The organism is Dokdonella ginsengisoli, assembly GCF_042652785.1.
Classification (GTDB): Bacteria; Pseudomonadota; Gammaproteobacteria; order Xanthomonadales; family Rhodanobacteraceae; genus Dokdonella_A; species Dokdonella_A ginsengisoli.
In genome coordinates, this window is the sequence record NZ_JBHSHD010000007.1 from 23,673 (window position 1) to 49,335 (window position 25,663).

General features: G+C 70.2%; 18 protein-coding genes. 8 read left to right on the top strand and 10 right to left on the bottom strand.

Annotated elements, in window-relative coordinates; all coding sequences use genetic code 11:
- Positions 1-146: 146 nt before the first annotated feature.
- A complete protein-coding gene (locus tag ACFO6Q_RS07825; RefSeq protein WP_380020064.1) occupies positions 147-1,883 on the bottom strand; it encodes an ArnT family glycosyltransferase in 1,737 nt (578 codons plus the stop codon).
- Between the two features lie 184 nt (positions 1,884-2,067).
- Between ACFO6Q_RS07825 and ACFO6Q_RS07830 the strand changes: the two genes are divergently transcribed.
- The 3 genes from ACFO6Q_RS07830 to arsC are packed head-to-tail and all read left to right on the top strand — an operon-like array spanning position 2,068 to position 5,683.
- Positions 2,068-4,938, top strand: coding sequence for a PKD domain-containing protein (locus ACFO6Q_RS07830; protein WP_380020065.1), 2,871 nt, complete (start codon positions 2,068-2,070; stop codon positions 4,936-4,938).
- Positions 4,935-5,330, top strand: a complete 396-nt coding sequence (locus ACFO6Q_RS07835; protein ID WP_380020066.1) for a hypothetical protein — start codon at positions 4,935-4,937, stop codon at positions 5,328-5,330. Before ACFO6Q_RS07830 ends, ACFO6Q_RS07835 begins: the two co-directional genes overlap by 4 nt.
- Before the next feature lie 2 nt (positions 5,331-5,332).
- The gene (gene arsC / locus ACFO6Q_RS07840) at positions 5,333-5,683 is read left to right on the top strand and encodes an arsenate reductase (glutaredoxin) (RefSeq protein WP_380020067.1); all 351 of its coding nucleotides are present in this window, start codon (positions 5,333-5,335) and stop codon (positions 5,681-5,683) included.
- Positions 5,684-5,692: 9 nt separating this feature from the next.
- Here the strand turns inward: arsC and ACFO6Q_RS07845 are convergent, their stop codons facing one another.
- The 5 genes from ACFO6Q_RS07845 to htpG all read right to left on the bottom strand — a co-directional run bounded on the left by ACFO6Q_RS07845 (position 5,693) and on the right by htpG (position 13,305).
- Positions 5,693-6,490, bottom strand: a complete 798-nt coding sequence (locus ACFO6Q_RS07845; protein WP_380020068.1) for an amidohydrolase — start codon at positions 6,488-6,490, stop codon at positions 5,693-5,695.
- Positions 6,491-6,515: 25 nt separating this feature from the next.
- Positions 6,516-6,794, bottom strand: coding sequence for a hypothetical protein (locus ACFO6Q_RS07850; protein WP_380020069.1), 279 nt, complete (start codon positions 6,792-6,794; stop codon positions 6,516-6,518).
- A gap of 12 nt (positions 6,795-6,806) precedes the next feature.
- On the bottom strand, positions 6,807-7,955 hold the full coding sequence (locus tag ACFO6Q_RS07855; protein WP_380020070.1) for a pyridoxal phosphate-dependent aminotransferase: 1,149 nt from the start codon (positions 7,953-7,955) through the stop codon (positions 6,807-6,809).
- Between the two features lie 104 nt (positions 7,956-8,059).
- Positions 8,060-11,221 carry a M36 family metallopeptidase gene (locus ACFO6Q_RS07860; protein ID WP_380020071.1) on the bottom strand — a complete coding sequence of 1,054 codons (3,162 nt, stop codon included), beginning with the start codon at positions 11,219-11,221 and terminating at the stop codon, positions 8,060-8,062.
- Between the two features lie 194 nt (positions 11,222-11,415).
- The gene (gene htpG, locus ACFO6Q_RS07865; RefSeq protein WP_380020072.1) at positions 11,416-13,305 is read right to left on the bottom strand and encodes a molecular chaperone HtpG; all 1,890 of its coding nucleotides are present in this window, start codon (positions 13,303-13,305) and stop codon (positions 11,416-11,418) included.
- Positions 13,306-13,484: 179 nt separating this feature from the next.
- On the opposite strand from htpG, the gene ACFO6Q_RS07870 reads away from it, so the two are divergent.
- The gene (locus ACFO6Q_RS07870; RefSeq protein ID WP_380020074.1) at positions 13,485-14,171 is read left to right on the top strand and encodes a DUF2461 domain-containing protein; all 687 of its coding nucleotides are present in this window, start codon (positions 13,485-13,487) and stop codon (positions 14,169-14,171) included.
- A 154-nt stretch (positions 14,172-14,325) separates the two neighbouring features.
- On the opposite strand, the gene ACFO6Q_RS07875 is transcribed toward ACFO6Q_RS07870, so the two are convergent.
- The 4 genes from ACFO6Q_RS07875 to ACFO6Q_RS07890 are packed head-to-tail and all read right to left on the bottom strand — an operon-like array spanning position 14,326 to position 18,221.
- Positions 14,326-15,327, bottom strand: a complete 1,002-nt coding sequence (locus ACFO6Q_RS07875) for an HlyD family secretion protein (protein WP_380020075.1) — start codon at positions 15,325-15,327, stop codon at positions 14,326-14,328.
- Between the two features lie 60 nt (positions 15,328-15,387).
- On the bottom strand, positions 15,388-15,588 hold the full coding sequence (locus ACFO6Q_RS07880; RefSeq protein WP_380020076.1) for a DUF1656 domain-containing protein: 201 nt from the start codon (positions 15,586-15,588) through the stop codon (positions 15,388-15,390).
- Positions 15,578-17,704 carry an FUSC family protein gene (locus tag ACFO6Q_RS07885; protein WP_380020077.1) on the bottom strand — a complete coding sequence of 709 codons (2,127 nt, stop codon included), beginning with the start codon at positions 17,702-17,704 and terminating at the stop codon, positions 15,578-15,580. The genes ACFO6Q_RS07880 and ACFO6Q_RS07885 overlap by 11 nt, the downstream gene beginning before the upstream one ends.
- Before the next feature lie 16 nt (positions 17,705-17,720).
- Positions 17,721-18,221, bottom strand: a complete 501-nt coding sequence (locus tag ACFO6Q_RS07890) for a MarR family winged helix-turn-helix transcriptional regulator (RefSeq protein ID WP_380020078.1) — start codon at positions 18,219-18,221, stop codon at positions 17,721-17,723.
- 314 nt (positions 18,222-18,535) lie between these two features.
- On the opposite strand from ACFO6Q_RS07890, the gene ACFO6Q_RS07895 reads away from it, so the two are divergent.
- From ACFO6Q_RS07895 to ACFO6Q_RS07910, 4 genes are all read left to right on the top strand, one after another.
- A complete protein-coding gene (locus tag ACFO6Q_RS07895; protein WP_380020080.1) occupies positions 18,536-19,789 on the top strand; it encodes an efflux RND transporter periplasmic adaptor subunit in 1,254 nt (417 codons plus the stop codon).
- Positions 19,790-19,960: 171 nt separating this feature from the next.
- Positions 19,961-20,716 carry an ABC transporter ATP-binding protein gene (locus tag ACFO6Q_RS07900; RefSeq protein WP_380020081.1) on the top strand — a complete coding sequence of 252 codons (756 nt, stop codon included), beginning with the start codon at positions 19,961-19,963 and terminating at the stop codon, positions 20,714-20,716.
- 43 nt (positions 20,717-20,759) lie between these two features.
- A complete protein-coding gene (locus tag ACFO6Q_RS07905; protein ID WP_380020082.1) occupies positions 20,760-23,171 on the top strand; it encodes an ABC transporter permease in 2,412 nt (803 codons plus the stop codon).
- A 37-nt stretch (positions 23,172-23,208) separates the two neighbouring features.
- Positions 23,209-25,641, top strand: coding sequence for an ABC transporter permease (locus tag ACFO6Q_RS07910; RefSeq protein WP_380020083.1), 2,433 nt, complete (start codon positions 23,209-23,211; stop codon positions 25,639-25,641).
- Positions 25,642-25,663: the final 22 nt, after the last annotated feature.

Sequence of the window (25,663 nt, forward strand, 5' to 3'; positions counted from 1 at the left end):
AAAGATTGAAACACGAAGGACACGAAGAGCACGAAGTAAAGGCGGATTTTGGCTGGCCGCAGCGAGCTTCGTACGGCTTTGGCCTATTCGTTCTTCGATCTGTCTTCGTGCTCTTCGTGTCCTTCGTGTTTCAATCTTTTCCACCTCTACGGATCCCCGCCGTCCTTGAGCAGTTCTTCGTCCTTGCGCGTGACCGGAATGCAGGCCGGCACGATCGCCTCGATGCCGAGCAGCCACCATTCGCGGCGATTGGCGCGGCCCACGCGCACGGCCTTGGACTGGTCCACGCAGTTGCCCATCGCCTCGTCGAGGATGAACAGGCGACGCTTGTCCGGCGCCTGCGCCAGCCAGTGCACGGCTTCCTCGTACTGGCGGTTCCAGCCGGCGGTGAAACCGAACTCGCGCACCGGCCCTTCCGCCATCAGCAGGTTCTGCTCCTTCCACGCGACCAGGCCGATCTCGGTGTCGGCTCCGGCCAGCTCGCGCGCGCGGCGCATGACGCCGGCCGCCGAGCTGGAATCGTTGAGCAGCGGATACGCCCACACGCTCCACACGATCCACAGCGCGGCGATGCCGGCCAGCAGCGCGTGCACGCCGCGGCGCGGCCGGAACCACGCGGCGGCGAGCACGAACGCGGCGCCGATGGCCAGGAACATGCCCCACACGGCGTGGTCGAGGTCTTCCAGCTCGCGCCGCTGCAGCATGTCCTCGAAGCGCGCGGAATGGCCGAGCGCGGCCCAGAGGCCGGCGCCGACGACGATCAGGCCGACGCCCAGCGCGATCGCGAACGCGGTGTTGCGCAGCCAGCGCGCGTTCGCGATCTCGGTCAGGTACGGCGACATCGCCAGCGCGATCATCGGCAGGGTCGGCATCAGGTAGACGTCGCGCTTGCCGGTCGGGATGCTGAAGAACACGATCGTCAGCAGGCCCCAGAACAGCGGCAGCATGACGCGCGCCTCACCCAGCCGCAGGTCTTTCCACCAGCGCGGCACCGCGCCGAAATAGGCCAGGGACAGCGGGAACCAGTTGAACAGCACGATCGGCAGGTAGTACCAGAACGGCTGCGGGTGATCCCACGACTTCGCGTAGCGGCCGGCGGTCTGGCGGAAGAACAGGTCGTCGACGTAGGCCTGGTACTCCGCGCCGCCGCGCGCCTTCGCCACCAGCAGCACCGACAGGCCCCAGGCCAGGATCGGCGCGAGGAAGGCCAGCGCGCCGCCCGCCCAGCGCAACGCCGAGTTCGACGTCCGCACGACGCCTTCCCAGCCGCGCAGGCGCGCGAACAGGTACGGCACGAACATCAGCAGCGCGAGGATGCCCACGCCCTTGGTGATGACGCCGACGCCGGCGGCGAAGCAGCCGAGCCAGTACGCACGCCAGTTCGGCCCGCGCAGGAAATGCAGCAGCAGGCCCCAGTTGGCCAGCGTGATCCAGCCCATGATCACCGGATCAATCTGCGCGCGCTTGACCTGGTACATGAACTGGAACGCGAACAGCACCGCGATCGCGGCGTACAGGCCGGCCCGGTGGTTCCACAGCCTCCGTCCGAGGTCGTAGGTCAGTCCCAGGGTCAGCAGGCCGGCCAGCAGCGACGGCAGCAGGAACGCGATGCGCCAGTTGCGCACTACCTCGTACGCGCTCGCCTGCAGCCAGAACATCACCGGCGGCTTGTCCGAATACAGCTCGCGGCCGCGATGCGGGAACAGCCAGTCGCCCGATTCGACCATCTGCTTGGCGGTCAGGGCGAAACGCGGCTCGTCCGACGGCCAGGGATCGCGCAAACCGATGCCGATACCGAGCAGGACCAGCGCGAACAGCATGAACAGCCAGAATTCGCGGCGCTGCCGGGTCAGCGGGAGGTCCGGCGTATCGATGCGGGGCATGGCGACGAGGCCTGTGGGCGGGGCGCGCATGGTACCAGCCTGGACATTTCAGTCACTTTGAATGAATCGGCTGTACGCCTTCGGATGCATTTCCAATAGTCTTGGAGACGGAGCCTTGAAGCACGCCGGCGGACGCCACGTCCGGTCGGCCCACCGTCCAACCGCACCAGGGGAGAATCGAACGATGTCGGGATCCGTCGACGGCCGCCGTGGCCGCCTCGCGCTGCTCGTGCTGCTGACCGTCCTCGCGCAACCCGCGGCGGCGGAGCGCGAAAAGGAAGGGGAAAACCCGCGCGAAGAGAGCTGGCAGATCGAGCAGCGCCAGTTGTGGTTCGAGCGCACGCGCGGCCTGCGCGCGAACGCCGACGCCTCGCGCCTGCGCGCGAACGCGGCCGGCGAGCTGAAGCAGCAGCGCCGCATCACCCAGGCGCGGCACCTGGCCGGCGGCGAGGTCTGGCAGGAACTGGGCCCGTCCTCGATGGACATGACCGACTGGGTCATGGGCCGCGTCTCCGGTCGCCTCAACGCGATCACGCCCGACCCGACCGACGACGACACGGTCTACGTCGGCGCCGCGGCCGGCGGCGTGTGGAAGACGACCAACGGCGGCGTCGACTGGCAGCCGGTGTTCGACGAGGTCGGCACCCTGCCGATCGGCGCGATCACGCTCGACCCGGCCGACCCGGAATCGGTCTGGGTCGGCACCGGCGACAAGAACGGCGGCGGCTGCGCCGGCTACTTCGGCCAGGGCGTGTGGCTCAGCGAGGACGGCGGCGAGACGTGGAGCGCACGCAACGGCAACGGCAGCGGCGCGATGCCGCTGTCGATCGTCAACGCGGTGGCGATCCAGCCGACCGATTCCGACGTGATCCTGGCCGGCGGCTCGGGCTCGTGCGGCGCCGACGGCGGGCTATCCGGCGCCGGCGTGTTCCGTTCCGCCGATCGCGGCCTGACCTGGGCCCGCGTGCTCGACGGCGACGTCGAGGACTTCGTGTTCGTGCCGGGAACGGCCACGGTCTACGCCGGCCTGATCGGCACCGGCGTGCGCAAGTCGACCGACGGCGGCGCCACCTGGACCGACTCGAGCAGCGGACTGGTCGCCAGCGGGTTCCGCATGCGCCTGGCGATGGCGCCGAGCGACAGCGACGTGCTGTACGCGCTGATCGGCCGCGCCAACGGCAGCCGGCTGTTCCGCAGCGGCGACGGCGGCGCGACCTGGAGCCAGCGCAACACCACGCTGTGCGAGGGCCAGTGCACCTACAACCAGACCCTGGCCGTGCATCCGACCGATCCCGATACGGTGCTGGTCGGCACGATCCGCGCCGCGCGCTCGACCAACGGCGGCACCAGCTTCACGCCGCTGACCGAAACCTGGGGCAGCAGCCAGAGCGTGCACCAGGACACCCACGTGGTGCTCTACTCGCACACCGACCCGGACCGCTTCTGGATCGGCAGCGACGGCGGCATCTGGCGCAGCGACGACGCCGGCGCCTCGTTCCGCAACATGAACTCCAACCTCAACATCACCCAGTTCTACGACATCGCCGTGCATCCGGGCGACGTCAACGTGGTGTTCGGCGGCGCGCAGGACAACGGCTCTTCCGGCCGGCGCACCAGCCTGCTGTGGGATCTCACCTTCGCCAGCGGCGACGGCTTCATGAACGCGTTCGACCAGACCGATCCGTCGGTCGTGTTCCAGACCAGCTATCCGTCCGGCGATCCGCCGCTGCCCTACATCGTGCGTTCGATGCAGGGCGGCAGCAACGGCAGCTACTCGGCGATGCCGACCACCGGCCTGGTCGGCTCGGGCAACTTCCCGTGGGTGACGCCGCTGGCGACCGCCGGCAACCAGCTGTTCGTCGCCTCGGACGTGCTGTACCGCGCGCAGACCACGGGCGATGCGTGGACCGCGATCTCGCCGAGCCTGGGCGCACCCGCCTCGGTGATCACGCCGCAGCGGCACGGCAGCCTGACCACCACCTACGTCGGCACCTCCAACGGCCGCATCTGGGCCAGCGCCGACGCCGGCGTGCCGTCGCCGCTGTTCACCAACGTCACCGGGGACTACCCCGGCGGCTACGTGTCGGACGTCGCCGTCGATCCGCTCGACGCGCAGCGCGTGTTCGTCACGCGCGAGGGCTTCGGCGCGGCGCGCCTGTATCGCTCGGTCAGCGGCGGCACCACCTGGACCGCGGTCGGCGCCGGCCTGCCGAACGTACCGGCGAACAGCGTGGCGATCGATCCACTGGACACCGACCGCGTCTTCGTGGCCACCGACATCGGCGTGTACGAGAGCACCGACGGCGGCGACAACTTCGCCGCGTTCTCCACCGGCATGCCGCTCGGCGTGGTGGTGGTGGACCTGGAGATCGACGACTCGCCGCACGTGCTCACCGCCGGCACCTACAGCCGCGGCGCATGGCGGGTCGTGCTCGCCGGCGGCGCCTCGAACCTGCCGCCGACCGCCGACTTCACCGCCGACACCGCCGGGCTGGTCGCGAACTTCACCGACCGCTCGATCGACAGCGACGGCAGCATCGTCGCGCACAGCTGGGACTTCGGCGACGGCAGCGCGCCGTCCATCGCCGCCGCTCCAAGCCACACGTATCCGGACTACGGCCGCTACACCGTCACGCTGAGCGTGACCGACGACGGCGGCCTCTCCGGCAGCTACGCCAAGATCGTGCGCCTGGCCGCGCCGCCGGTCCCGCTCGCCAACGGCGTCACGCTCGGCGGCCAGCACGCGCCGCAGGGCGACGACCTGCTCTACACGCTGGACGTGCCGGCCGGCGCGACGAACCTGCGCTTCACCGTCGACGGCGTCGACGGCGAGGACGCCGACCTCACGGTGCGCTTCGGCGATGCCTTCGTCTGCCAGTCGGCCGGCGCCACCGCGGACGAGAGCTGCGGCACGCCGGCCCCGCAGGCGGGCACCTACACCGCGGTGGTGAACGCGTATTCGGCGCTGAGCGATTTCTCGATCACCGGCAGCTACGACGAACCCGATTCGATCTTCGCCGACGGCTTCGACGGGAGCGCTCCGGGACACAGATGAACGCCGCTCGAACGCGATCGGAAACGCGCAACTTTCGTGCGCTTCGCCGGTCGGAAAATGGACCCGCCGTCTGCGGCGGCGGGTCCAGCGCGACGCGGTTAACCCCCTCGCAACGGGTCGTTAACCGGATGCACATCGCCGTCGCGTATCGTTCGCGCCATTGCATCAAGGAGTACGCCATGCGTCATCAGCGCCACATTGAAGTCAACGTTCTCGGCTACCGAATCGAACGCATCCGCCAGATCGACGCCGAGGGAGAAGTGACGATGCAGTGGTACGAAGTGCTGGCCCCCGAATCCGAGCAGGTGCTCGGCCGCTTCGCGCAGCGCGCCGAGGCCGAACGCGAAATCGTCACGCGCGAACTCGCCGCGCTGCCGCGTGCGGCAGCGTGACCGTGGGCAAGATCGTCATCCTGCACAATCCGCGCTGCTCGAAGTCGCGCGAGACGCTCGCCCTGCTGCAGCAACGCGGCATCGAACCGGAAATCGTCGACTACCTCGCCTCGCCGCCGTCGGCGCACGAGATCGAGCGCATCCTCGGCAAGCTCGACCTGCCGCCGCGCGCGCTGATGCGCCGCGACGAGCCGGACTACGCGGAACTCAATCTCGACGATCCGTCGCTGAGCCGCGCGCAGCTCGTCACCGTGATGCACGAACGGCCGCGGCTGATCCAGCGTCCGATCGTGCTCGCCAACGGCAAGGCCGCGATCGGGCGGCCGCCGGAAAACGTGCTGTCGATCCTCTGACGGAGCGTCTCAGCGGACGATCGTGAAATCGTCCGCGTCCATCCAGGCCGGAAAGCGTTCGCGGTGCGCCGCGAGCGCGACCGGGTCGAGCACCACCGTGGCGACCTGCTCCTGCGCGCCGAGTTCGATCAGCGGCTGGCCGAGGAAATCGAGCGCGACGCTGTCGCCCGAGTAGTGCAGGTCGTTGCCGTCGACGCCGACGCGATTGACGCCGACGCAGTAGCTCAGGTTCTCGATCGCGCGGGCACGCAGCAGCGTGCTCCACGCGTAGCGGCGCGCACTCGGCCAGTTGGCGACGAAGATCAGCAGGTCGTAGTCGAAACGCTGAGCCGCGCGGTCGTAGCGGTTGCGCAGCCAGACCGGGAAGCGCAGGTCGTAGCAGACCTGCGGGCAGATGCGCCAGCCGTTCAGTTCGACGACCAGCCGCTCCTCGCCTCCAGCGTAGCGCTCGTGTTCCTTCGCCATGCGGAACAGGTGGCGCTTGTCGTACTGCAGGTGGCTGCCGTCGGGGCGCATCCACACCAGCCGGTTGACGCAGCGCTCGCCTTCGCGCACCACCAGGCTGCCGGTGATCGTCGCGCCGGATTCCAGCGCCAGCCCGCGCAGCCAGCGCAGGCCCTCGCCGTCCATCGTCTCGGCATTGCCGAGCGTCTCGTTGGTGAAGCCGGACAGGAACGTCTCCGGCAGCACGACGAGGTCGCTGCGCCCTTTCAGCCCACGCACCAGATCGCCGTAATAGGCGCGGTTGGCGGCCGCGTCGTGCCAGCGCGTTGCGCCTTGAATAATCGAAATACGCAGAGGTTCCATCTTTGAGGACTTCCCATCCTTTCGGCTAACGTCGGCTCGATCGTCCGCGCAAGGCGTCGACCATTGCTTCCAACCATCGGTCCGCCGACCGCACGCACAGCCACATTGCCACGGTCATGGCAGCGACGCTCGCGGCGAGGATCCAAAACGCCGCCTGCTGCGGGCGAAGGATCAAGGGCAGCTCGAAAAGAACGCACAACGACAATGCCAGCAGCGCGCCCGATCCGGCTCCCAGCATCAGCACTCGAGCGCCTCGCAGCACCGCATCGATCGCCTTGACGGAAACCTCGGCGTCATCTTCCACGGGAGCGAACTCTCAGAGCGCCGTCAAGCGTTCGGCCGCCTGCTCCAGCGTCGCGTCGTTCTTGGCGAAGCAGAAGCGGATCAGGCGCTGCTCGGCCGGCGGCGTCTCGTAGAACGCCGAGATCGGAATCGCGGCGACGCCGGCCTCCTTGATCAGCCATTCGCAGAACGCGAGGTCGTCGCGATCGCTCAACGCCGAGTAGTCGACGACCTGGAAGTAGGCGCCGGCGACCGGCAGCAGGCGGAACTTCGTTCCGGCCAGCAGCTCGCGGAAGCGGTCGCGCTTGGCCTGGTAGAACGCCGGCAGGTCGAGGTAGTGCTGCGGATCCTTCTCGAGGATCTCGGCGAACGCCACCTGCGCCGGCGTGAAAGTGCAGAACGTGAGGTACTGGTGCACCTTGCGGAACTCGGCCGACAGCGCGCGCGGCGCCACGCAATAGCCGACCTTCCAGCCGGTGGTGTGGTAGGTCTTGCCGAACGAGGACACGACGAAGCTGCGCTCGGCCAGTTCCGCGTGGCGCAGCACGCTCTGGTGCGGCGCCTCGTCGAACACGATGTGCTCGTAGACCTCGTCCGACAGCACGAGGATGTCGCTGCCGCGCACGAGCTCGGCGAGCCGGTCGAGGTCGGCCGCGCTGAACACCGAGCCGCACGGATTGTGCGGCGTGTTGATCAGGATCATGCGCGTCTTCGGCGTGATCGCGTCCTTGATGCGCTGCCAGTCCGGCGAAAAATCGCGCGGGTCGAGCGGCACGTGCACGGCGCGGCCGCCGTTGAGCTCGATCGCCGGCTCGTAGCTGTCGTAGCACGGATCGAGGACGATCACCTCGTCGCCGGCGCGCACCACCGCGGCGATCGCGGCGAACAGCGCCTCGGTCGCGCCGGAGGTGACCGTGACCTCCGTATCCGGATTGACCTTGCGCCCGTACAGGCGCTCGGTCTTGCGCGCGATCTGCTCGCGCAGCGCCGGCACCCCGGTCATTGGTGCGTACTGGTTGCGGCCGGCGTTCATCGCCGCGGCGAGCGCGTCGCGCAGCGCCTGCGGGCCGTCGAAATCGGGAAAGCCCTGGCCCAGGTTCACCGCCTTGTGCTCCAGCGCGAGCTGGCTCATGACGGTGAATATCGTCGTGCCGACTTTCGGCAGCTTGGTCTGGATCTGCATCGCGCTCGTTTGGACGGCCAAATGAACGCCGATGGTAGCACGCGCGAAGCGGCGAACGGCTCCGCCGCGTCGCCGCAGGCGGAACCGGCGGCCCGGGCGTCGCGTCAGTCGAGGTCCGCGTGCAGCGTGGTGAACATCGGCTGCGCCGCGCCCTGCACCTCGACGCGGGCGATCGCCCAATGGGCGAAGTGCGCGAAATACCCAATGTCCGTCGCGGCGTACCAGCGCAGCTGCAGCGTGCGGCCGGCCAGCGCGGTGCCGAAATCCAGCGTGTCGCTGCGCCAGCCCGAGGAGCTGCCGGCGAAGATCGCGGTGCCGCCGGTCAGATACGCATCGGCGGGCTCCCACTCGCCGCCGTCCACGCTGACCTCCAGCGTGCCCGCGCCGCCCCCGCCCGAATCGCCGGGCAGCCGGTCGAAGTCGTAGTCGTGGCGCAGCACGATGCGCAGCGGATCGGACGACACCTGGAACGGCACGCCGACGAGCTGCGCGTCGACCGCCGCGCGCACGTCGCCGATCACGTAGGCCGCCTCGCCGAGGTAGCTCGTGCGCTGCCAGTGCGCCTCGCAGGTGTAGTAGCAGTAACCGGGATAGCTGCCGTCGCGCAGCTGCGACGTCCAGTCGGCGGCGAAGCCCTGCTCGGTGGCCAGCGTGTCGACGAAGCCGTCGCGCACGCGGTCGTAGTTGACGCGGAACGCCGGTTGCCTGCGGTCGCGCACGCCGGTCCGGCGCTGGTCCATGGCGAGCAGATCGAAACCGAGCTCGGCCGCCGGCTGCGCGCTGCGCACGCTCACCGCGAACGTGGCCGTGTAGCTCGCGCCGGGCGCGAGCGCAATGCCGGTGACCTCGTGTCCGTCCGGGAACGCGTAGGCACCGTCCACCGCCTGTGCGCGCACGCGCACCTTGCGCAGCGACGAGAAGCCGGTGTTCTTCACCGTGACGGCCAGCGTGCCGGCTTCGCCGCGATCGAGCACGCCGTCGCCGTCGCCGCCGCCCGCCTCGGACAGCGAGACGTCGACGATGCCGAGCGCGTATTCGGCGTCGTCGAAGCTCTCGACCGCGCCACGCAGGTCCACCGAGTAGCGTGGCGGCGCGAGCGCGCCCGCGCCCATGCCGCGCTCGGCGAAGCCGGCACGGCAGAGGCGGTAGTCGGCCTCGCTGTCGGCGCGGATCGCCGCCAGCAGCATGTCGCGCGCCTCGACGTAGTCCGCGTCCGCCGGCGCCAGCTTCAGCGAGGCGACGAGGTTGGAAAGGAAACGATCGCGCGCCTCGTAGAAGCGGCGCGGCGGCGCGGCGGCGAGGAGCTTGCGCGAACACTGCCACAGCGCCTCGGTCCAGACCTCGCCGGCTGTGTGGATTTCCGCGTTGGTGAGGAAGCGCCCCTTCCAGTCGTAGGCGTGCGCGTCGTCCGGCAGCGGATGGTCCATGCCGATGTGCTTGAACGTGAGCGGATTGACGGTGAGATCGGCCGAATGCGGGAAGCGGCGGATGCCGTGGTAGTAGGTGTCGTCCGCGTATCCCGGCGAGCCGGCCTGCGGGTACGGATCCCACGGGAACTCATAGTCGCGGTTCATGTAGGCGCCGATCGCGTAGCTGGCGGAGAACGCCGGCCTGCCGCGCAGCGCATGGCGGTCCTGCGGACGCACGCTGAGGATCAGCCCGACGAAATCTGCGATGCCTTCGTTGAGCGCGCCCTGCTGGCCGACGTACTGCATGCTGGTGAGGCGGCCGAACATCGTGTGCGACCACTCGTGCGCCAGCACGCCGAAGTCGAGCGCGCTGACGTCGCGCCGCGACTGGCTGTAGGTGTTGATGCCCAGATACAGGCCGGTCAGGTCGCCGTCGAACTCGGAAACGGCGGCGAAGGTCGTGCCGACGCCGGCGGAGACGTGCAGCGGATCACCGCCGACGCCGCCGCGGCCGTAGTTGTCGGCTTGCAGGTTGCCGGCGGTTTCGTCGAAGCCCAGGTCGTAGAACAGGTCGTGCAGCCAGTTCACCGCGTAGAACGCCTGCACGATCTTCGCGTGCAGCCGTTCGCGCTGCGCCGGGGTCGGCGGCAGCGAGGCGCCGCCGGAGGTGTCGCATTGCAGGTAGTCGTTGCGCGTGTCGTTCGCGTCGAAGGCGTAGTCGAACGTGCGCGTGGAAGTCACCGGCGCACGGAAATCGCCCTGCGCCGGCTGCACCTGCAGCCAGTCGTCGGACGCGTCGTCGATGCAGTTGCCGTCCGCGTCGAGCGGGTCGGCGTTGAAGAACGCGTCGACGTTGTTGCCCAGGGTCTGGGTCGCGCCGTCGGCGAGCCAGGGATCGCCGGTGCTGATTCCGGCGTGGGCCAGCGCCAGCAGGCTCATCGGCGCCGGCGTGTCCGGCAGGTAGCCGCTGGGCAGGCGCGTCGGATACGGATTGGTGAAGCCGTAGGGATCGACGTACGGATACCCCGCCCTGTCGGCGAACACGCGGTAGCGGAACGGCCGCTCGAGATCGTGCACGAGGTCGCTGCTCGACAGCACGCGTCCGTCCGCGTCGGCGACGATCACGGCACGCGCGAGCGGCCGCCCGACGCCAGGCCGGCGGCCGGCGATCTGCACGTGATACGCCGCGACCAGCCCCTGCGCCGTCGGATACCACAGGCGCCGTACCTTCGAATCCGCGCCGGGAACGAAGGTCGGCGAGCGCTCGAAACGGAAATAGGCGTCCTGCCCCTGCGTCTTCAGCGCGTGCAGCGGGCTCGCCGCGAGCAGGCCGTCCACCGCTCCCGCGGCCGAGCGCAGCGCAGTCGTGGCGTCGCGCGCGAAGCCGATCCGCGACGCATCCGCGGCGACCGCGCCGCCGGTGATCGCGCGCACCGCAAGCGAGCGGTCGAGCAGCACGTTGACGCGCGCGCCGTACACCTCCACGCCGTCCACGCGCTGGGCGAACTGCACCACGTACGGACCGTAGCGCGTCGCGTGCACGCGCACGTCGCCGGGCGCCGCGTTCGCGGCCAGATCCGCATTCGCCGTGCCGGCCAGCGCCGCCCTGGCGGCGGCGAGGATCGCGGCGCGCGCGGCGACCGGTCGCGGCGCGAATTCGGCGGCGTCGGCCGTTCCCTCGTCGAGCGGAGCCGCCTTGGCGACGACGTCCTCCGCCTCCGCCAGCCAGCCCGCCTGGGCCTGCAGATGAAGCGGCTCGCCTCGCCCGCCTGCCGGCGGCGAGGCCTCCGCCGCGGAAACGCCCAGGCCGGCGGTGCCGGCCAGCAGTCCTGCCAGAACGCCGCGCAACGTTCGCATGGTCGACTCCCCGCTGATGGCAGCAGGGAACCTGCCCCGCCGCCGCGATGACGGACGCGGCGGCCTGCGGGGCACCCGTCGCCGGGGCCACGCCGGACCTTCGCGCGCCAAATACCCTACGTTTCGTACGTAGACTATGGCAGATATGCGATGGAAGTCATGGCGCGCCGCAGCGCGGGCGCGGCGAGCCGGCTTCAGCCGCCGTGCGCGGCGCCGAGCGCGATGCGGTTGACGCGCGCGACGAACGCCGCCGGATCGGCCAGCTGGTCGCCGGCGGCCACCTGGGCCTCCTCGAACAGCAGCCAGCCCAGATCCTCCGCGCGCGCGGCGTCCGCCTCGTCGGCCAGGGCGCGCACCAGCGGATGCGTCGGGTTGATCTCCAGCGCCGGTTCGTTGCCGGGCACGTCGTGGCCGGCCTCGCGCAGCAGCCGCTGCATGTGCAGAGCCATGTCGTGTTCGCCCAGCACCAGGCACGACGGCGACTGCGTCAGGCGATGGCTGACGCGCACCTCGCTGACGCGCCCGCCGAGCAGGCCGGCGAGCTTCTGCACGACCGGCTGCGCGGCCTCGGCAGCCTGCTTGCGGCGCTCGGCCTCGCTGCCGTCGACCTCCGCGTCGACCTCGCCCTTGCCTGCGTGGCGCAGCTTCTTGCCGGCGTATTCGCCGAGGTAGCCGATCATCCACTCGTCGATGCGGTCGCTCAGCAGCAGCACTTCCACGCCTTTCGCGCGCAGACCTTCGATCTGCGGACTGCCCTTGGCCGCCGCGTGCGAATCGGCGGTGATGTACCAGATGGTGTCCTGCCCGGCCTGCATGCGGCCGATGTAGTCGTCCAGCGAAACGGTCTTGGCCTCGCCCTCGGAGGCGGTCGAGGCAAAGCGCAGCAGCTTGGCGATGCGCTCGCGGTTGGCGCCGTCCTCGGCGATGCCTTCCTTCAGCACGTTGCCGAACGTGGCGCTGAACCTGGCGAACTTCTCCGGCTCGTCCTTGGCCAGCTTCTCCAGCAGGTCCAGCGTGCGCTTGACGCAGGCGCCGCGGATCTGCGCGACGAGGCGGTTCTCCTGCAGGATTTCGCGGCTGACGTTGAGCGGCAGGTCGTCCGAATCGACCACGCCGCGCACGAAGCGCAGGTACGACGGCAGCAGCTGTTCGCTCGCGTCCATGATGAACACGCGGCGGATGTAGAGCTTGAGCCCCTTGCGCTCGTCGCGGCCGCTGAGCACGGCGTCGAACGGCGGCTTCTCCGGCACGTACAGCAGCAGCGTGTAGCTCTGCGAACCCTCGACGCGGTTGTGCGTCCACGCCAGCGCGTCGCCGAAATCGTGCGAGATCGACTTGTAGAAGCCCTGGTAGTCCTCGTCCTTCAGCTCGTTCTTCGGCCGCGTCCACAGCGCGGCGGCGTGGTTGACGGTCTCGAACTCGTCGGTCGGCGCGCCCTCGTGCATCTTCGGCAGGCGGATCGGGAACGCGACGTGGTCGGAATAGCGCGTGATCAGATCGCGCAGCTTCCACACGTCGAGGAACTCGCTCTCGTCCTCCTTCAGGTGCAGCGTCGCCGTCGTGCCGCGCTGCGCGGCGTCGACCGTCTCCAGCGTGTACTCGCCGCTGCCGCCCGACTCCCAGCGCACGCCCTCGCCCGCCGGCGCGCCGGCCTTGCGCGTGGTCAGCGTGACCTTGTCGGCGACGATGAAGGCGGAATAGAAGCCGACGCCGAACTGGCCGATCAGCTGCGTGTCCCTGCGCGCGTCGCCCGAGAGCGACTCGAGGAAGCGGCGCGTGCCCGAGCGCGCGACCGTGCCGATGTTCTCGATCACCTCGTCACGCGTCATGCCGATGCCGTTGTCGCGGATCGTCAGCGTGCGCGCGTCCTTGTCGGCGACGATCTCGATGCGAAGCTCGGCGTCGTCGGCGGTCAGCGCGGCGTCGGACAGCGCGGCGAAGCGCAGCTTGTCGCAGGCGTCGGACGCGTTGGAGATCAGCTCGCGCAGGAAGATTTCCTTGTGCGAATACAGCGAATGCGTGACCAGGTGCAGGACCTGGGACACCTCGGCCTCGAAGGCTCGGGTCTCGGGCTTGGAACTCATGGGACTCCTCGATGTTTCCTTGGATTGCCGCGCAGATAGGGCCACGCGACGGCGTTTCCAATCGCCATCCGCGGCCGCGACGACCGGGCATGATAGCCGCATCGACGGCACTGTCGGAGCGGGGATGTATCCGGCGTCCGCGGCTGGAATAATCCCCCGCTCCTCGCCTGGAGCCCGCGATGGCCGACACCTACTTCACGAAGAAGACCTTCACCTTCCTGCGCGACCTCGCCGCGAACAACAACCGCGAGTGGTTCGCCGCGAACCGGCGCCGCTACGAGGACGACCTGCGCAACCCGTACCTGCGCCTGATCGGCGACCTGCAGGCGCCGCTGGCGAAGATCAGCCCGCGCTACCGCGCCGATCCGCGCGCGCAGGGCGGCTCGCTGTTCCGCATCCACCGCGACACGCGCTTCGCCAACGACAAGACGCCGTACAAGACCTGGGCCGGCGCGCGCTTCGGCCACGAGCGCCGGCGCGAGATCGAGGCGCCCTCGTTCTACATGCACCTGCAGCCGCGCGACTGCTTCGCCGGCGGCGGCATCTGGCACCCGGAGTCGTCGACCTTGAAGAAGATCCGCGACTTCCTCGCCGACAACCCGGCCGCGTGGAAGAAGGCCGTGCACACCAAGGCGTTCGAGCAGCGCTTCGAGTTCTGGGGCGAGAAGCTGACGCGGCCGCCGCGCGGCTTCGATCCGGCGCACGAGCTGATCGAGGACATCAAGCTGAAGAACTACGCCGCCGGCCAGGGCTTCCCCGATGCGCTCGCCTGCTCGGACGAGCTGCACCCGTACCTCGTCGACACGTTCAAGCGCATCGCGCCGATGATCGACTACCTGTGCGCTGCGGTGGAACTGGAATTCTGAGAGTCGGGGTCTGCTTTTCTCCCTCGCCCGCTTGCGGGAGAGGGTCGGGGTGAGGGAAATCGAAGCGCAACACTCCCACTCCCCTCACCCGCGCCTGTGGCGCGACCTCTCCCGCAAGCGGGAGAGGCAACATCCTGCGGCGACGCGTCCGGCTTCATCCCCGCACCGGATGCAACACGACCGTCGCCGTCATCCCCGCCGCCAGCGTCGTTCCGGCCGGCAGGTGCTGCGTGTCGATCGCGATGCGCACCGGTACGCGCTGCGCGAGGCGCACCCAGCTGAAGGTCGGCGTCACGTTCGCCAGCAGGTTCGCGCCGGTCGGGTTGTCGACGTCGCCGATGCCGCGCGCGATGCTCTCCACGCGCCCCTGCAGCTGCGCATCACCGGCCATCAGACGGATCTCCACGTCGTCGCCGACGTGCACGTACGGCAGCTTGGTTTCCTCGAAATAGCCGTAGATCCAGTAGCTGTCGCGATCGACCAGCGCCAGCCGCGCGGTGCCGGCCGCGGCGTAGTCGCCGGGATGGACGTCGAGGTTGGTCACGTAGCCGTCGACCGGCGCACGCACCTCGGTGCGTTCCAGATCCAGCTTCGCGCGATCGAGCGCCACCATCGCCTGCTGCACGGCGGCGACGGCCTGCTCGCGCGCCGCGGTGGCCTGGTGATGCGCGGCCTCGGCCTGGTGCAGGGTCGCGCGCGCCGAACTCGCGCTCGCCGCCGCGTCCGAACGCATTTCCGCCGAGATCACGTTGCCGGGCATCTTCTGGCGCCGCTCGGACTGCTCGGCCGCCTTCTGGTAGTCGGCGCGGCGTGCGGCGATCGCGGCGCCGGCCGCGTCGCTGCTGGCGCCGGCCGCGCGCGCGGCCGCCTCGGCCGCGGCCAGGGTCGCCTCGGCCTGCTCGACCGCGTAGCGGAAGCGCGCCTGGTCGATCACGAACAGCACCTCGCCCTTGCGCACTTCCTGGTTGTCGCGCACGGCCACCGAGGCGACGACGCCGGTCACGTCCGGCGTGATGCGCACGACGTCGGCGCGCACGCGCGCATCGCGCGTCCACGGCGAGTACATGTAGCGCTTCCACAGCGCGTGCGCGACGAAGGCCGAGACCAGCACGATCAGTGCGGTCAGCGCGAAACGCAGGATCGATGGCAGTTTCATGTCGGTTTTCCGTTGAATGAAGGTTCGCGCGACGGGCCGGCGCGGACGGCGCCGGCCCGGTCAGCGCATCGAAATCAGGCCGAGCGTGCCGAACACGCAGGCGAACAGGGCGAGCCGGAACAGCGGCGGATGCCACACGTGCCGGTACAGGCCGAAGCGGCCGAACAGCCAGTCCAGCGGCCACTGCAGCAGCAGGGCGAGCAGGAAGACCGGCAGCAGCCCCGGCATCAGGGCGTCGAGGAACGCGATCTCACGCGGCATGCGCATTCTCCTTCTGCGGCGGCGCCTGCACGTACCCGGCCAGCGCCGAGCCGGCGTCGAGCAGCGCCAGGCGGATCAGGTGCAGCGGCGCCATCAGCGCGGCGCGTCCCGCGGCCTCGTCGATCGCCGCGGACAGCCGGTCGCGCGCGACGCGATAGCGCTCCGGTCCGGGCTCGGCGTACAGCGCCGCCAGCGCGGCCAGCGCCGACGCGACCTCGCCGCGCAGGGCCGCCGGCACTTCGCTGGCGGCCAGCGCCCGGCGCAGTTCGATCACCGCGCGGCCGGTTTCCTGCACGGCCAGCGACCACGCCAGCAGTTCGCGCGACTGCGCGCTGCCGCTGCGCGTGTGCGCGACGATCTGCGCGGCGGCGTCGCGGCTGGCGCTCTCGAAGCGCGGCAGCAGGCCGCGCAGCGGCAGTTCGCACGCGCGCACCAGCTGCAGGCGCAGCTTGCGCAGCAGGCGGCGCTGCAGCCACGGGCTGTCGGAGGCGGCGGCGAACAGCATGAACGACACGCCGGCGCAGCCGACGCCGATCAGCTGGGCGAGGCTGTCGTTGATCGCGTGCAGCGCGTCGTACTGCATCGGGTTCTTCGCCGCGATCGTGTACAGCAGCGCGAGCAGGTAGCCGGTGCCGACGCCGGGCCAGGCCGGCCGCGTGGAGAGATAGAAGCCCGGCAGCAGGAACGGCACCAGCGCGGCGGCAAACAGTGCGAAGCCGTCCATCCGCACCAGCACGCCGTACACGCAGAACAGCGCCGCGAGCGTGCCCAGCGCATAGCCTGCGAGCATGTAGCGGATCGCGCGCAGCGGGTCCGGCACGGTCGCCATCAGGCCGCTGAAGATGGTCGCGATCAGCATCGCGCCGGCGCCCTCCGGCCAGGCGCTGGCGAACCAGAACGCGCCCATCGCGAGCATGGTCAGCGTGGTGCGCACGCAGGCGACCGCGGCGCCAGCCCAGTCGTTGGAATGGCTGAACGGCGCCGGCGGCTCGGCCGGACTGCGCACCGCCTGCGGCGAGGCCAGCACCGCGTACGCGTTCGCGTAGTCGCGCAGCTCGGCGGCGATGCGCGCGAGCAGCTCGGCGCCGGTGTCGAAGTCGAGGCGGTCGGCGCGCGCGTGCAGGCCCTCGCGCGACGCGGCGATGCGCGCGGGCAGGCACTCGCCGAGCGCGGCCAGGCGCCGCGCCAGCGCCTCGGCCTGCGCGCCCATGCGCGGCGCGCTCTCCACCGCGGCGAGTTCGGCGGCGAGGTCGCCGGCCAACGCCATCAGGCGCGAGCGCACCGGCTCGTGCGCGGCGTCCTGCAGGCGGTTGAGCAGGTGATGCAGCGAGTGGTAGCTGGTCGAGGCCGCCATGAAGGTGTGGTTGAGCAGGCGCAGGCGCGGGCTGCGCAGGCGCACGCCGGCGTCCTCGAACACCACCGAGCTGCGCTGGTTCTCGATCTGCACGACCTCACGCACGAAACGCAGGTGCGCTTTCTCCAGATCGCCGCGCGGCAGCGCGCCGCGCAGGCTGTCACGCACGAAGACCACGAAGCCGGCGAACTGCGCGCGCACGCTCTCGCGCAGCACGTCGCCCAGGCGCTGCGGGAACACCGCATCGCTGACCACGCCGGCGACGAGGATGCCGAGCATGACCTCGCCGACGCGCATCACCGCCGAATCGAACACGTTCTGCGGATGGTTGACCACCGGCAGCGCGACGATCGCGGCGGTGTAGCCGGCGAGCACGAAGCCGTAGGACTTGAAGTTCCGGTGCAGCGAGGCGCCGCCCGCGCACAGCCCGATCCACAGCGCCGTGGCGAGCAGGAACGGCACGCGCTGCTGCGCGAACGCGCCGACGATGGCGAACGCGGCGGCGCAGCCGACCAGGGTACCGAGCGTGCGGTAGAAGCTCTTGGCGACGACCATGCCGCTCTGCGGGTGGATCACGATCGCCACCGTCATCATCGCCGTACCCGGCTGCTCGAGGCTGAAGCGCATCGCCAGCCAGCCGGTCAGCAGCACGGCGAAGGCCGCCTTGGCGACGAACAGCCAGTCCAGCGCCGCGCCGCGCAGCCAGGCGGTGATTTCGCCCGAGGCGGCGGGGAACAGCGTGTCGAGGACGCGGGCGCTCATCGTGCGACCGGGCGGATCAGCCCGCCGCCTCGGCGTTGTCGAGCAGGCGCTTGAGCAGGCGCTCCAGCTCAGCGCACTCGGTTGCATCCAGGCCCTGCGTGTAGGTCTCCAGCAGCGTCGCCATCGTCGGCAGCAGCGATTCGATCAGCTGCCGGCCGCGCTCGGTCAGCGACAGCACCACCTTGCGCCGGTCGCCGCCCGGATCGGCGACGCGATCGATCAGGCCCTTCTCGCTCAGCGCGTTGCAGATGCGCGTGATGTTGGCCGACTTCTCGCCCGCCGCGCCGCCGAGCAGCGAGGGATTCACCGCATTGTCCCGGCTGCCGTACAGCATCATCAGCAGGTTGTAGTCGGTGTGGTTGAGACCGTGCTCGCGCAGCACGACGTTGGCCGCGTCGTGCACCTGCGCATAGATGTGCTTGATCAGGCGCACCAGCACGGCGGCGTCGCGCGGGAATCCGGGAAAACGTTCGCGGGTGTGCAGGATGCGCGTTTCGGTGGCGTCGAAGCTGCTCATGGGCCGGCCGGCGGGAATCGAGGCAGCTATCTTACTTCTGAATCATTCATTAGTAAATTACCAATAACTGAATTAGAAGCCGGCTGTTCGCCCGCGTTCACGCACCGTCCGGAAGCGGACGCTCGCGCCGGCGCGCCGCTCGGCAACCAGGTTGGCGTACCGGCACGAAGCGCCGCCGACGGACTTCGACAGCGCCGGCATAAGCTCTCGTAACCAATTGTTTAGAAATCGGATTCCCGGAATGCAGGATCGCCCGCAGCGAACCGCTTCGGCCCTTTCCCGGCCGTTGGCACGGTCCGTGCTGTAGGACCGGCATGGACATCGCCCGCCCCGAACTCAAGCAGCGCAAACGCCGCCGCCAACTCACCCTCTCCGCCGTCGTGGTCGGCCTGGTCGCCGCTGCCGGCATCGGCCTGGCCAAGCTCGGCCCCGCCCTGCCCTCGGTCGAGCGCAGCAGCGTGCTGATCGACACCGTCAAGCGCGGCGAACTGCTGCGCGAGGTCCGCGGCCCCGGCACCCTGGTGCCGAAGGAGATCCGCTGGATCGCCGCCGAGACCGCCGCGCGCGTCGAGCGCATCGTGGTCAAGCCCGGCGCCGCGGTGGAACCGGACACGGTGATCCTCGAACTGAGCAACCCGGAGCTGGAAGAGCAGCTGCTCGCCGCCAAGGCCGCCGTGACCGCGGCCGAATCCGACCTCGCCGCCAAGCGCACCGACCTGAAATCGAAGCTGCTCGACGAGCAGTCCGCCCTCGCCGCCGCCACCAGCGACTACGAGACCGCGCGCATGCAGGCCGAAGCGGAGAAGTCGGTCGCCGAGAAGGGCGTCATTCCGGCCGTGCAGTACAAGAAGAGCCTGGTCACGCTCGAGCAGCTCAAGACGCGCATGACGATCGAGCAGCAGCGCGTTACCGAGTTCGGCCACAACATCGCCGCCCAGCTCGCCGCCGAGCAGGCGCGACTGAACCAGCTGGTCGGTACGCGCGAACTGCGCCAGCGTCAGGTCGACGCGCTGCACCTGCGCGCCGGCATCGCCGGCGTGCTGCAGCAGGTGCCGCTGGAGGAAGGCCAGCAGGTGGCCGCCGGCACCAACCTCGCGCGCGTGGCGCGGCCCGGCGAGCTGATGGCCGAGCTGCGCATCGCCGAAACGCAGGCCAAGGACGTCACGCTGGACCAGCCGGTGCGCGTGGACACGCGCAACGGCATCGTCGAGGGCCGCGTGCTGCGCGTCGATCCGGCGGTGCAGAACGGCAGCGTGCAGGTGGACGTCGAGCTGACCGGCAAGTTGCCGCCCGGCGCGCGCCCGGACCTGTCGGTCGACGGCACGATCGAGATCGAGCGCCTGCCCGACGTGCTCTACGTCGGCCGCCCCGCCTTCGGCCAGCCCGATTCGGAGGTGCGCCTGTTCCGCCTCGACCCGGCCGACGGCGTCGCCGCGCGCGTACCGGTGCGGCTGGGCAAGAGCTCGGTCAACCAGATCGAGGTCAGCCAGGGCCTGGCCGTCGGCGATCGCGTGGTGCTGTCGGACACCAGTGCCTACGATCAGTACGACCGCATCCGCCTGAAATAACCCTTTGCCCTTCCGACGCATCGCAGAGATTCAAGCTTCGAAGATCGAAACACGAAGGACACGAAGAACACGAAGGAAGAATCCCGCCTTGCGCCGCTCCTGCTTTGAATCGTTTTTCTTCGTGTCCTTCGTGTTGAAGGCTCTTTCTTCCCCCTTCCGAGACACAGCCCCATGACCCAAGACAGCCTGATCCACCTCGACGCGATCAAGAAGGTCTTCCTGACCGACGAAGTCGAAACGCACGCGCTGGCCGAAGTGCACTTCGACATCGCCAAGGGCGAGTACGTGTCGATCACCGGCCCGTCGGGCTGCGGCAAGTCGACCCTGCTGGCGATCCTCGGCCTGCTCGACACGCCCAGCGGCGGCACCTACCGCCTGAACGGGCGCGAGGTGGCCGACATCGGCCCCGGCGAGCGCGCGACGATCCGCAACCAGGAAATCGGCTTCGTGTTCCAGGCCTTCAACCTGATCGGCGACCTGACCGTGTTCGAGAACGTCGAGCTGCCGCTGACCTACCGCGACGGCGTGTCGAAGGCCGAACGCCGCGACCGCGCGATCGCCGCGCTCGAGCGCGTGGGCATGGCGCACCGCGTGAAGCACTACCCGGCGCAGCTGTCGGGCGGTCAGCAGCAGCGCGTCGCGGTGGCACGCGCGCTGGTCGGACAGCCGTCGATCCTGCTCGCCGACGAACCGACCGGCAACCTCGACTCGAAGAACGGCGAGGCGGTCATGTCCCTGCTCGACGAGCTGCACAAGGCCGGCTCGACGATCTGCATGGTCACGCACGATCCGCGCTACGCCGATTTCGCCGGCCGCAAGATCTTCATGTTCGACGGCCGCATCGTCGACGAGGAGACCATGCACCGCCTGCGCCACGAGGAAGACCAGCGCCTGATGCGTCCGGCGCGCACCGCGGCGAGCGCGTGACGCCCGCCCGCACCGCCGCCGGAACCGAAACGAGATCCGAACCATGAACGATTTCCGCCTCGCCCTGCGCCAGCTGCTCAAGACGCCCGGCTTCACCGCCGTGGCGGTGCTGACGCTCGCCTTCGGCATCGGCGCCTGCGCCGCGATGTTCGGCATCATCAACGCCGTGCTGTTCAAGCCGCTGCCGTTCCGCGACGCGCAGCGGCTGGCCTGGATCGAGAACGGCAGCTTCGGCACCAGCAGCATGTCCGCGCGCACCACCCGCGCCGACGTCCTGCTCGACTGGCGCCGGCAGAGCCGCTCGTTCGAGGAACTGGGCGGCTACAACGCGTTCTCCGACTACGCGCAGTACACGCTGATCGGCAAGTCCGGCCCGCAGCGCGTGCGCAGCGTGCAGGTCACGCAGAACTTCCTCGACGTGCTCGGCGTGCGGCCGTCGCTCGGCCGCAACTTCGTCGCCGACGAGGCGAAGGACTGGAACGCGCCGGCCGCGATCCTCAGCCACCGCTTCTGGCAGCAGCAGTTCGGCGCCAGCGCCGGCGTCGTCGGCAGCACGATCACCGTCAACGACAAGTCGGTGCAGGTGGTCGGCGTGCTGCCGCCGGAGTTCGACTTCGACTCGGTGTTCTCGCCCGGCTCGAAGGTCGACCTGCTGACGCCGTTCCCGCTCAACGACGACACCGCCGCCTGGGGCAACACTCTGTTCGTGGTCGGCCGCCTCAAGCCCGGCAGCACGCCGCCCAGCGCGCAGACCGAGCTGGAGACAATTAACGTCGCGCTGCAGGCCGAACATCCCGAACGCGGCCAGTTCGGCGCGGCCACCACCAGCGTCGAGCAGCACATCCGCGGCCCGTTCCGGCCGGCCTTCCTGATTCTGTTCGGCGCGGTTCTGTGCCTGCTGCTGATCGCCTGCCTGAACCTGTCGAACCTGCTGCTGACGCGCGGCCAGGCGCGGCGCAAGGAGATCGCCGTGCGCGTGGCGCTCGGCGCCAGCCGCATGGACATCGCGCGCCAGGCGATGGCCGAGAGCCTGGTGCTGGCTTTCGCCGGCGGACTGCTCGGCGTGGGCCTGGCCGTATTCGCCACCTCCGGCCTGGCGCAGCTGCAGGCCTTCGACGTCCCGCTGCTGCGCCAGGCCGGCATCGACACCAGCGCGCTGTTCTTCGCGCTCGCCGTCATCTGCGCCTCGGGCGCGCTGTGCGGCGCGCTGCCGGCGGTGCAGCTGTGGCGCGGCGACCTGCGCGGCGCGCTGGTCGAGGTGGGCAGCAGCGGCAACTCCGGCACCGATGCCGCGCGCGTGCGCAGGGTCCTGGTCGTGTCGCAGGTCGCGCTCGCCTGCGTGCTGCTGATCGGCGCGGGCCTGCTGATCCGCAGCTTCGTCGAGGTACTCGGCGTCAAGCTCGGCTTCCAGCCGCGCCAGGCGATGTCCTGGCGCCTGGACACCGCGCGCACGTTCGACAAGAACGCCGAGCGCGCCGCCTACTACGAGCGCCTGCTGCAGCGCGTGCTGGCGGTGCCCGGCGTGGAATCGGCCGGAATGAGCGATACCCTGCCGCTCGGCCGCAACCGCACCTGGAGCGCCGGCGCCGAAGGAGCGGCCTATGCGCAGTACCAGTATCCGGTCGCCTCGCCGCGCCTGATCGACCATCGCTATCTGCAGACCATGCACGTGCCGCTGCTCGCCGGCCGCTACTTCGACGCGCGCGACGCCAGCGAGGCCGCGCCGGCGGTCGTCGTCAACGAAACCATGGCGCGCACGCTGTGGCCGGGCCGCGACCCGCTCGGCCAGAAGGTCATGAGCGGCCGCGGCTCCGGCGAGAACTACGGCGTGGTGGTCGGCGTGGTCGGCGACATCCCGCGCGGCATCGAGGACCGCGCGTACGCGGAAATGTACTTCGACATGCGCCAGAACCAGGACTGGGGTTCGGTCGAGCTGGTCGTACGCACCAGCCAGCCGCTCGCCACGCTGATCCCGGCCGTGCGCGCGGCGCTGCACGAGGCCGATCCGGAGCTGGCCAGCGAGGACTACGTCGCGCTGGACGAGGTGGTCGACCGCGCGGTCGCGCCGCGCCGGCTGACAACGTCGATGCTCGGCGGCTTCTCCTCGCTGGCGCTGCTGCTCGCGGGCCTGGGCCTGTACGGCGTGATCGCGTACTCGGTCACCCAGCGTTCGCGCGAGATCGCCATCCGCGTCGCGGTCGGCAGCCGGCGCAGCCGCGTGGTGCGCCTGATCGTCGGCGAGGGCCTGCGCATCGCCGCGATCGGCGTCGGCATCGGCCTGGTCGTGGCACTGCTCGGCTCGCAGCTGCTCAAGAGCCTGCTGTTCGGCATCAGCGCGCTCGACCCCGGCGTGTTCGCGCTGAACGGCGCGATCGTGCTCGGCGTGGCCCTGCTCGCCTCGCTGATCCCGGCGCTGCGCGCGGCGGCGACGGATCCGGTGTCCGCCCTGCGATGACCTCCAAGCAAGATCCAGCCAAGGAAACCCCTCGACCATGAAGTCGTTTCTTTCCGACCTGCGCCTGGCCTTCCGCACGCTTCGCGGCAAGCCCGGCTTCGCGCTGACCGCCGTGCTGACGCTGATGCTCGGCATCGGCGCGGTCGCGGCGATCTTCACGGTCTACGACGCGGTGCTGCTCAAGCCGCTGCCGTTCGCCGACTCGGCGCGCATCGTGCGCGTGATGCGCGAGCAGCCACCGGTGAAGAACTCTCCCGTGTCGCCGCCGGTGTTCCGCGAATGGGCCGAGCGCAGCGGCGCGGCCTTCGACGCGATCGGCGCCTACGTGCCGCAGACGATGAACCTGACCGGCGCCGGCAACGCGCAGCGCCTGACCGGCTACACCGTCACGCCGGGATTCTGGAACGTGTTCGGCCAGCCGCTCGCGCTCGGCCGCAGCTTCGGCGATGCGGAGGAGACATCCAACGAGCGCGTGGTCGTGCTCGGCGACGCGCTCTGGCGCACGCGTTTCGCCGCCGACCCGTCGGTGGTCGGCCGCGACGTCGACCTCAACGGCGAGCGCTGGCGCGTGATCGGCGTCGCCGCGGCGGCGTTCCGCTATCCGTCCGACGCGCAATTGTGGGTCCCGACCTACCTGCCGGCGAACACCGCCGGCCGCGGCGCCAACTCGCTGGCGCCGGTTGCGCACCTGGCGCCCGGCGTCACGCTCGACCAGGCGCGCGAGGTCATGCGCGGGATCACCGATTGGCAGGCGGAAACCTTTCCGCAAGGAAGCGGCGCGCTCACCGCCAAGGTCGAACGCCTCGAAGACCTCGTCGGCCGCAACCTGCGCGGGTCGCTGTCGGTGCTGCTCGGCGCGGCGCTGCTGGTGCTGCTGATCGCCTGCGCCAATCTCGCCAGCCTGATGCTCACGCGCGGCCAGATCCGCGCGCAGGAACTGGCCGTGCGCAGCGCGCTCGGCGCCGGTCACGCCCGGCTGATGCGCAGCGTGCTCGCCGAAGCCGCCCTTCTCGCCGGTGCGGGCGCGCTCGCCGCGCTGCTGTTCGCGCAGGCCGCGGTTCCCGCCCTGCTGCACCTCGCGCCCGATCTGCTGCCGACCTACAACGCGCCGGCGATCGACCTGCGCGTGGTGCTCGCCACCACCCTGATCGCGATGGCGACGCTGGTCCTGTTCGGCCTCGCGCCGGCCTGGAAGGCCGGACGCGCCGATCCCGCACTGGCCTTGCGCGGCGGCGCGCGCGGACAGGTCGGCCACCAGGGACAGGCGCGCGCGCGCGGCGTGCTGGTCGCGGCCGAAATCGCGCTGGCGATGACCCTGCTGTCCGGCGCGGGCTTGCTCATCGACAGCCTGCGCCAGTTGTCGAAGGTCGACTCCGGCCTGCGCGATTCCGAACAGGTGCTCGCGGCGAACTTCTCGCTGCCGGTGCCGGCGATGCAGCCTGGCGAGGACTTCGCGACGTGGTACGCCCGCGTCAAGGCCGCGCTCGAACCGCAGCTGGACCTGCTGCAGGCGCGCCTGCGCGCGCTGCCGGGCGTGACCTCGATCGCGCTCACCAACGCCTTGCCCGCATCCGGCCAGGGCGGCTGGAACGGCGGCTTCCGGATCGCCGGCCGGGACGTCCCGCAGGACGCGATCGCCGAGTTCCGTTTCGGCAGCCCCGACACCCTGCGCACCTTCGGCATCCCGCTGAAGGCCGGCCGCGCGTTCGACGAGGCCGACGGCTCGCGCGCGCTGTTCCCGACCGAAGTGCTGGTCAACCAGACCTTCGTCGACCGCTACCTCGGCGGCGGCGACGCGCTGGGCAAGCAGGTGTCGATCTACGACGACTCGCCCAAGACCGTCGTCGGCATCATCGGCGACGTGCGCCAGTCCGGCCTCGACCAGGCGGCCGACGCCGAGGTCTGGATGCCCGTGCGGACCGTCCCGGTCGGCGATCTCGCGCTGGCGCTGAAGACCGGCGGCGACGCGCTCGCGCTGGCGCCGACGCTGCGCCGCGCGATGCAGGAGAGCTTTCCCGACGTGCCGGTGTACGCCGTGCGCACAATGGACGAGGTCACTAGCGAGACCACGCGCCTGCGCCGCTTCAACATGACCTTGATGAGCGCGTTCGCCGGCTGCGCGCTCGCCCTCGCCGGCATCGGCCTGTACGGCGTGATCGCCTGGATCGCCGCGCAGCGCCGCCGCGAGATCGGCGTGCGCCAGTCCTTCGGCGCGACCCGCGCGCACATCCACGCGATGATGCTGAAAAGTGGCCTGCGCATGGTCGTGCCCGGCCTCCTCGCCGGACTCGCCGGCGCACTGGCGATCGGCCAGCTGATCGGCAGCCAGCTCTACGGCGTCGGCAGCGCCGATCCGCGCGTGCTCGCCGGCGTGGTGGCCGTGCTCGGCCTGGTCGCGCTCGCCGCCTGCCTGATTCCTTCGTGGCGCGCGCTGCGCGTCGCACCGATGGATGCGCTGCGCAATGACTGAATCACTTCCGTTCCGCGCGGCC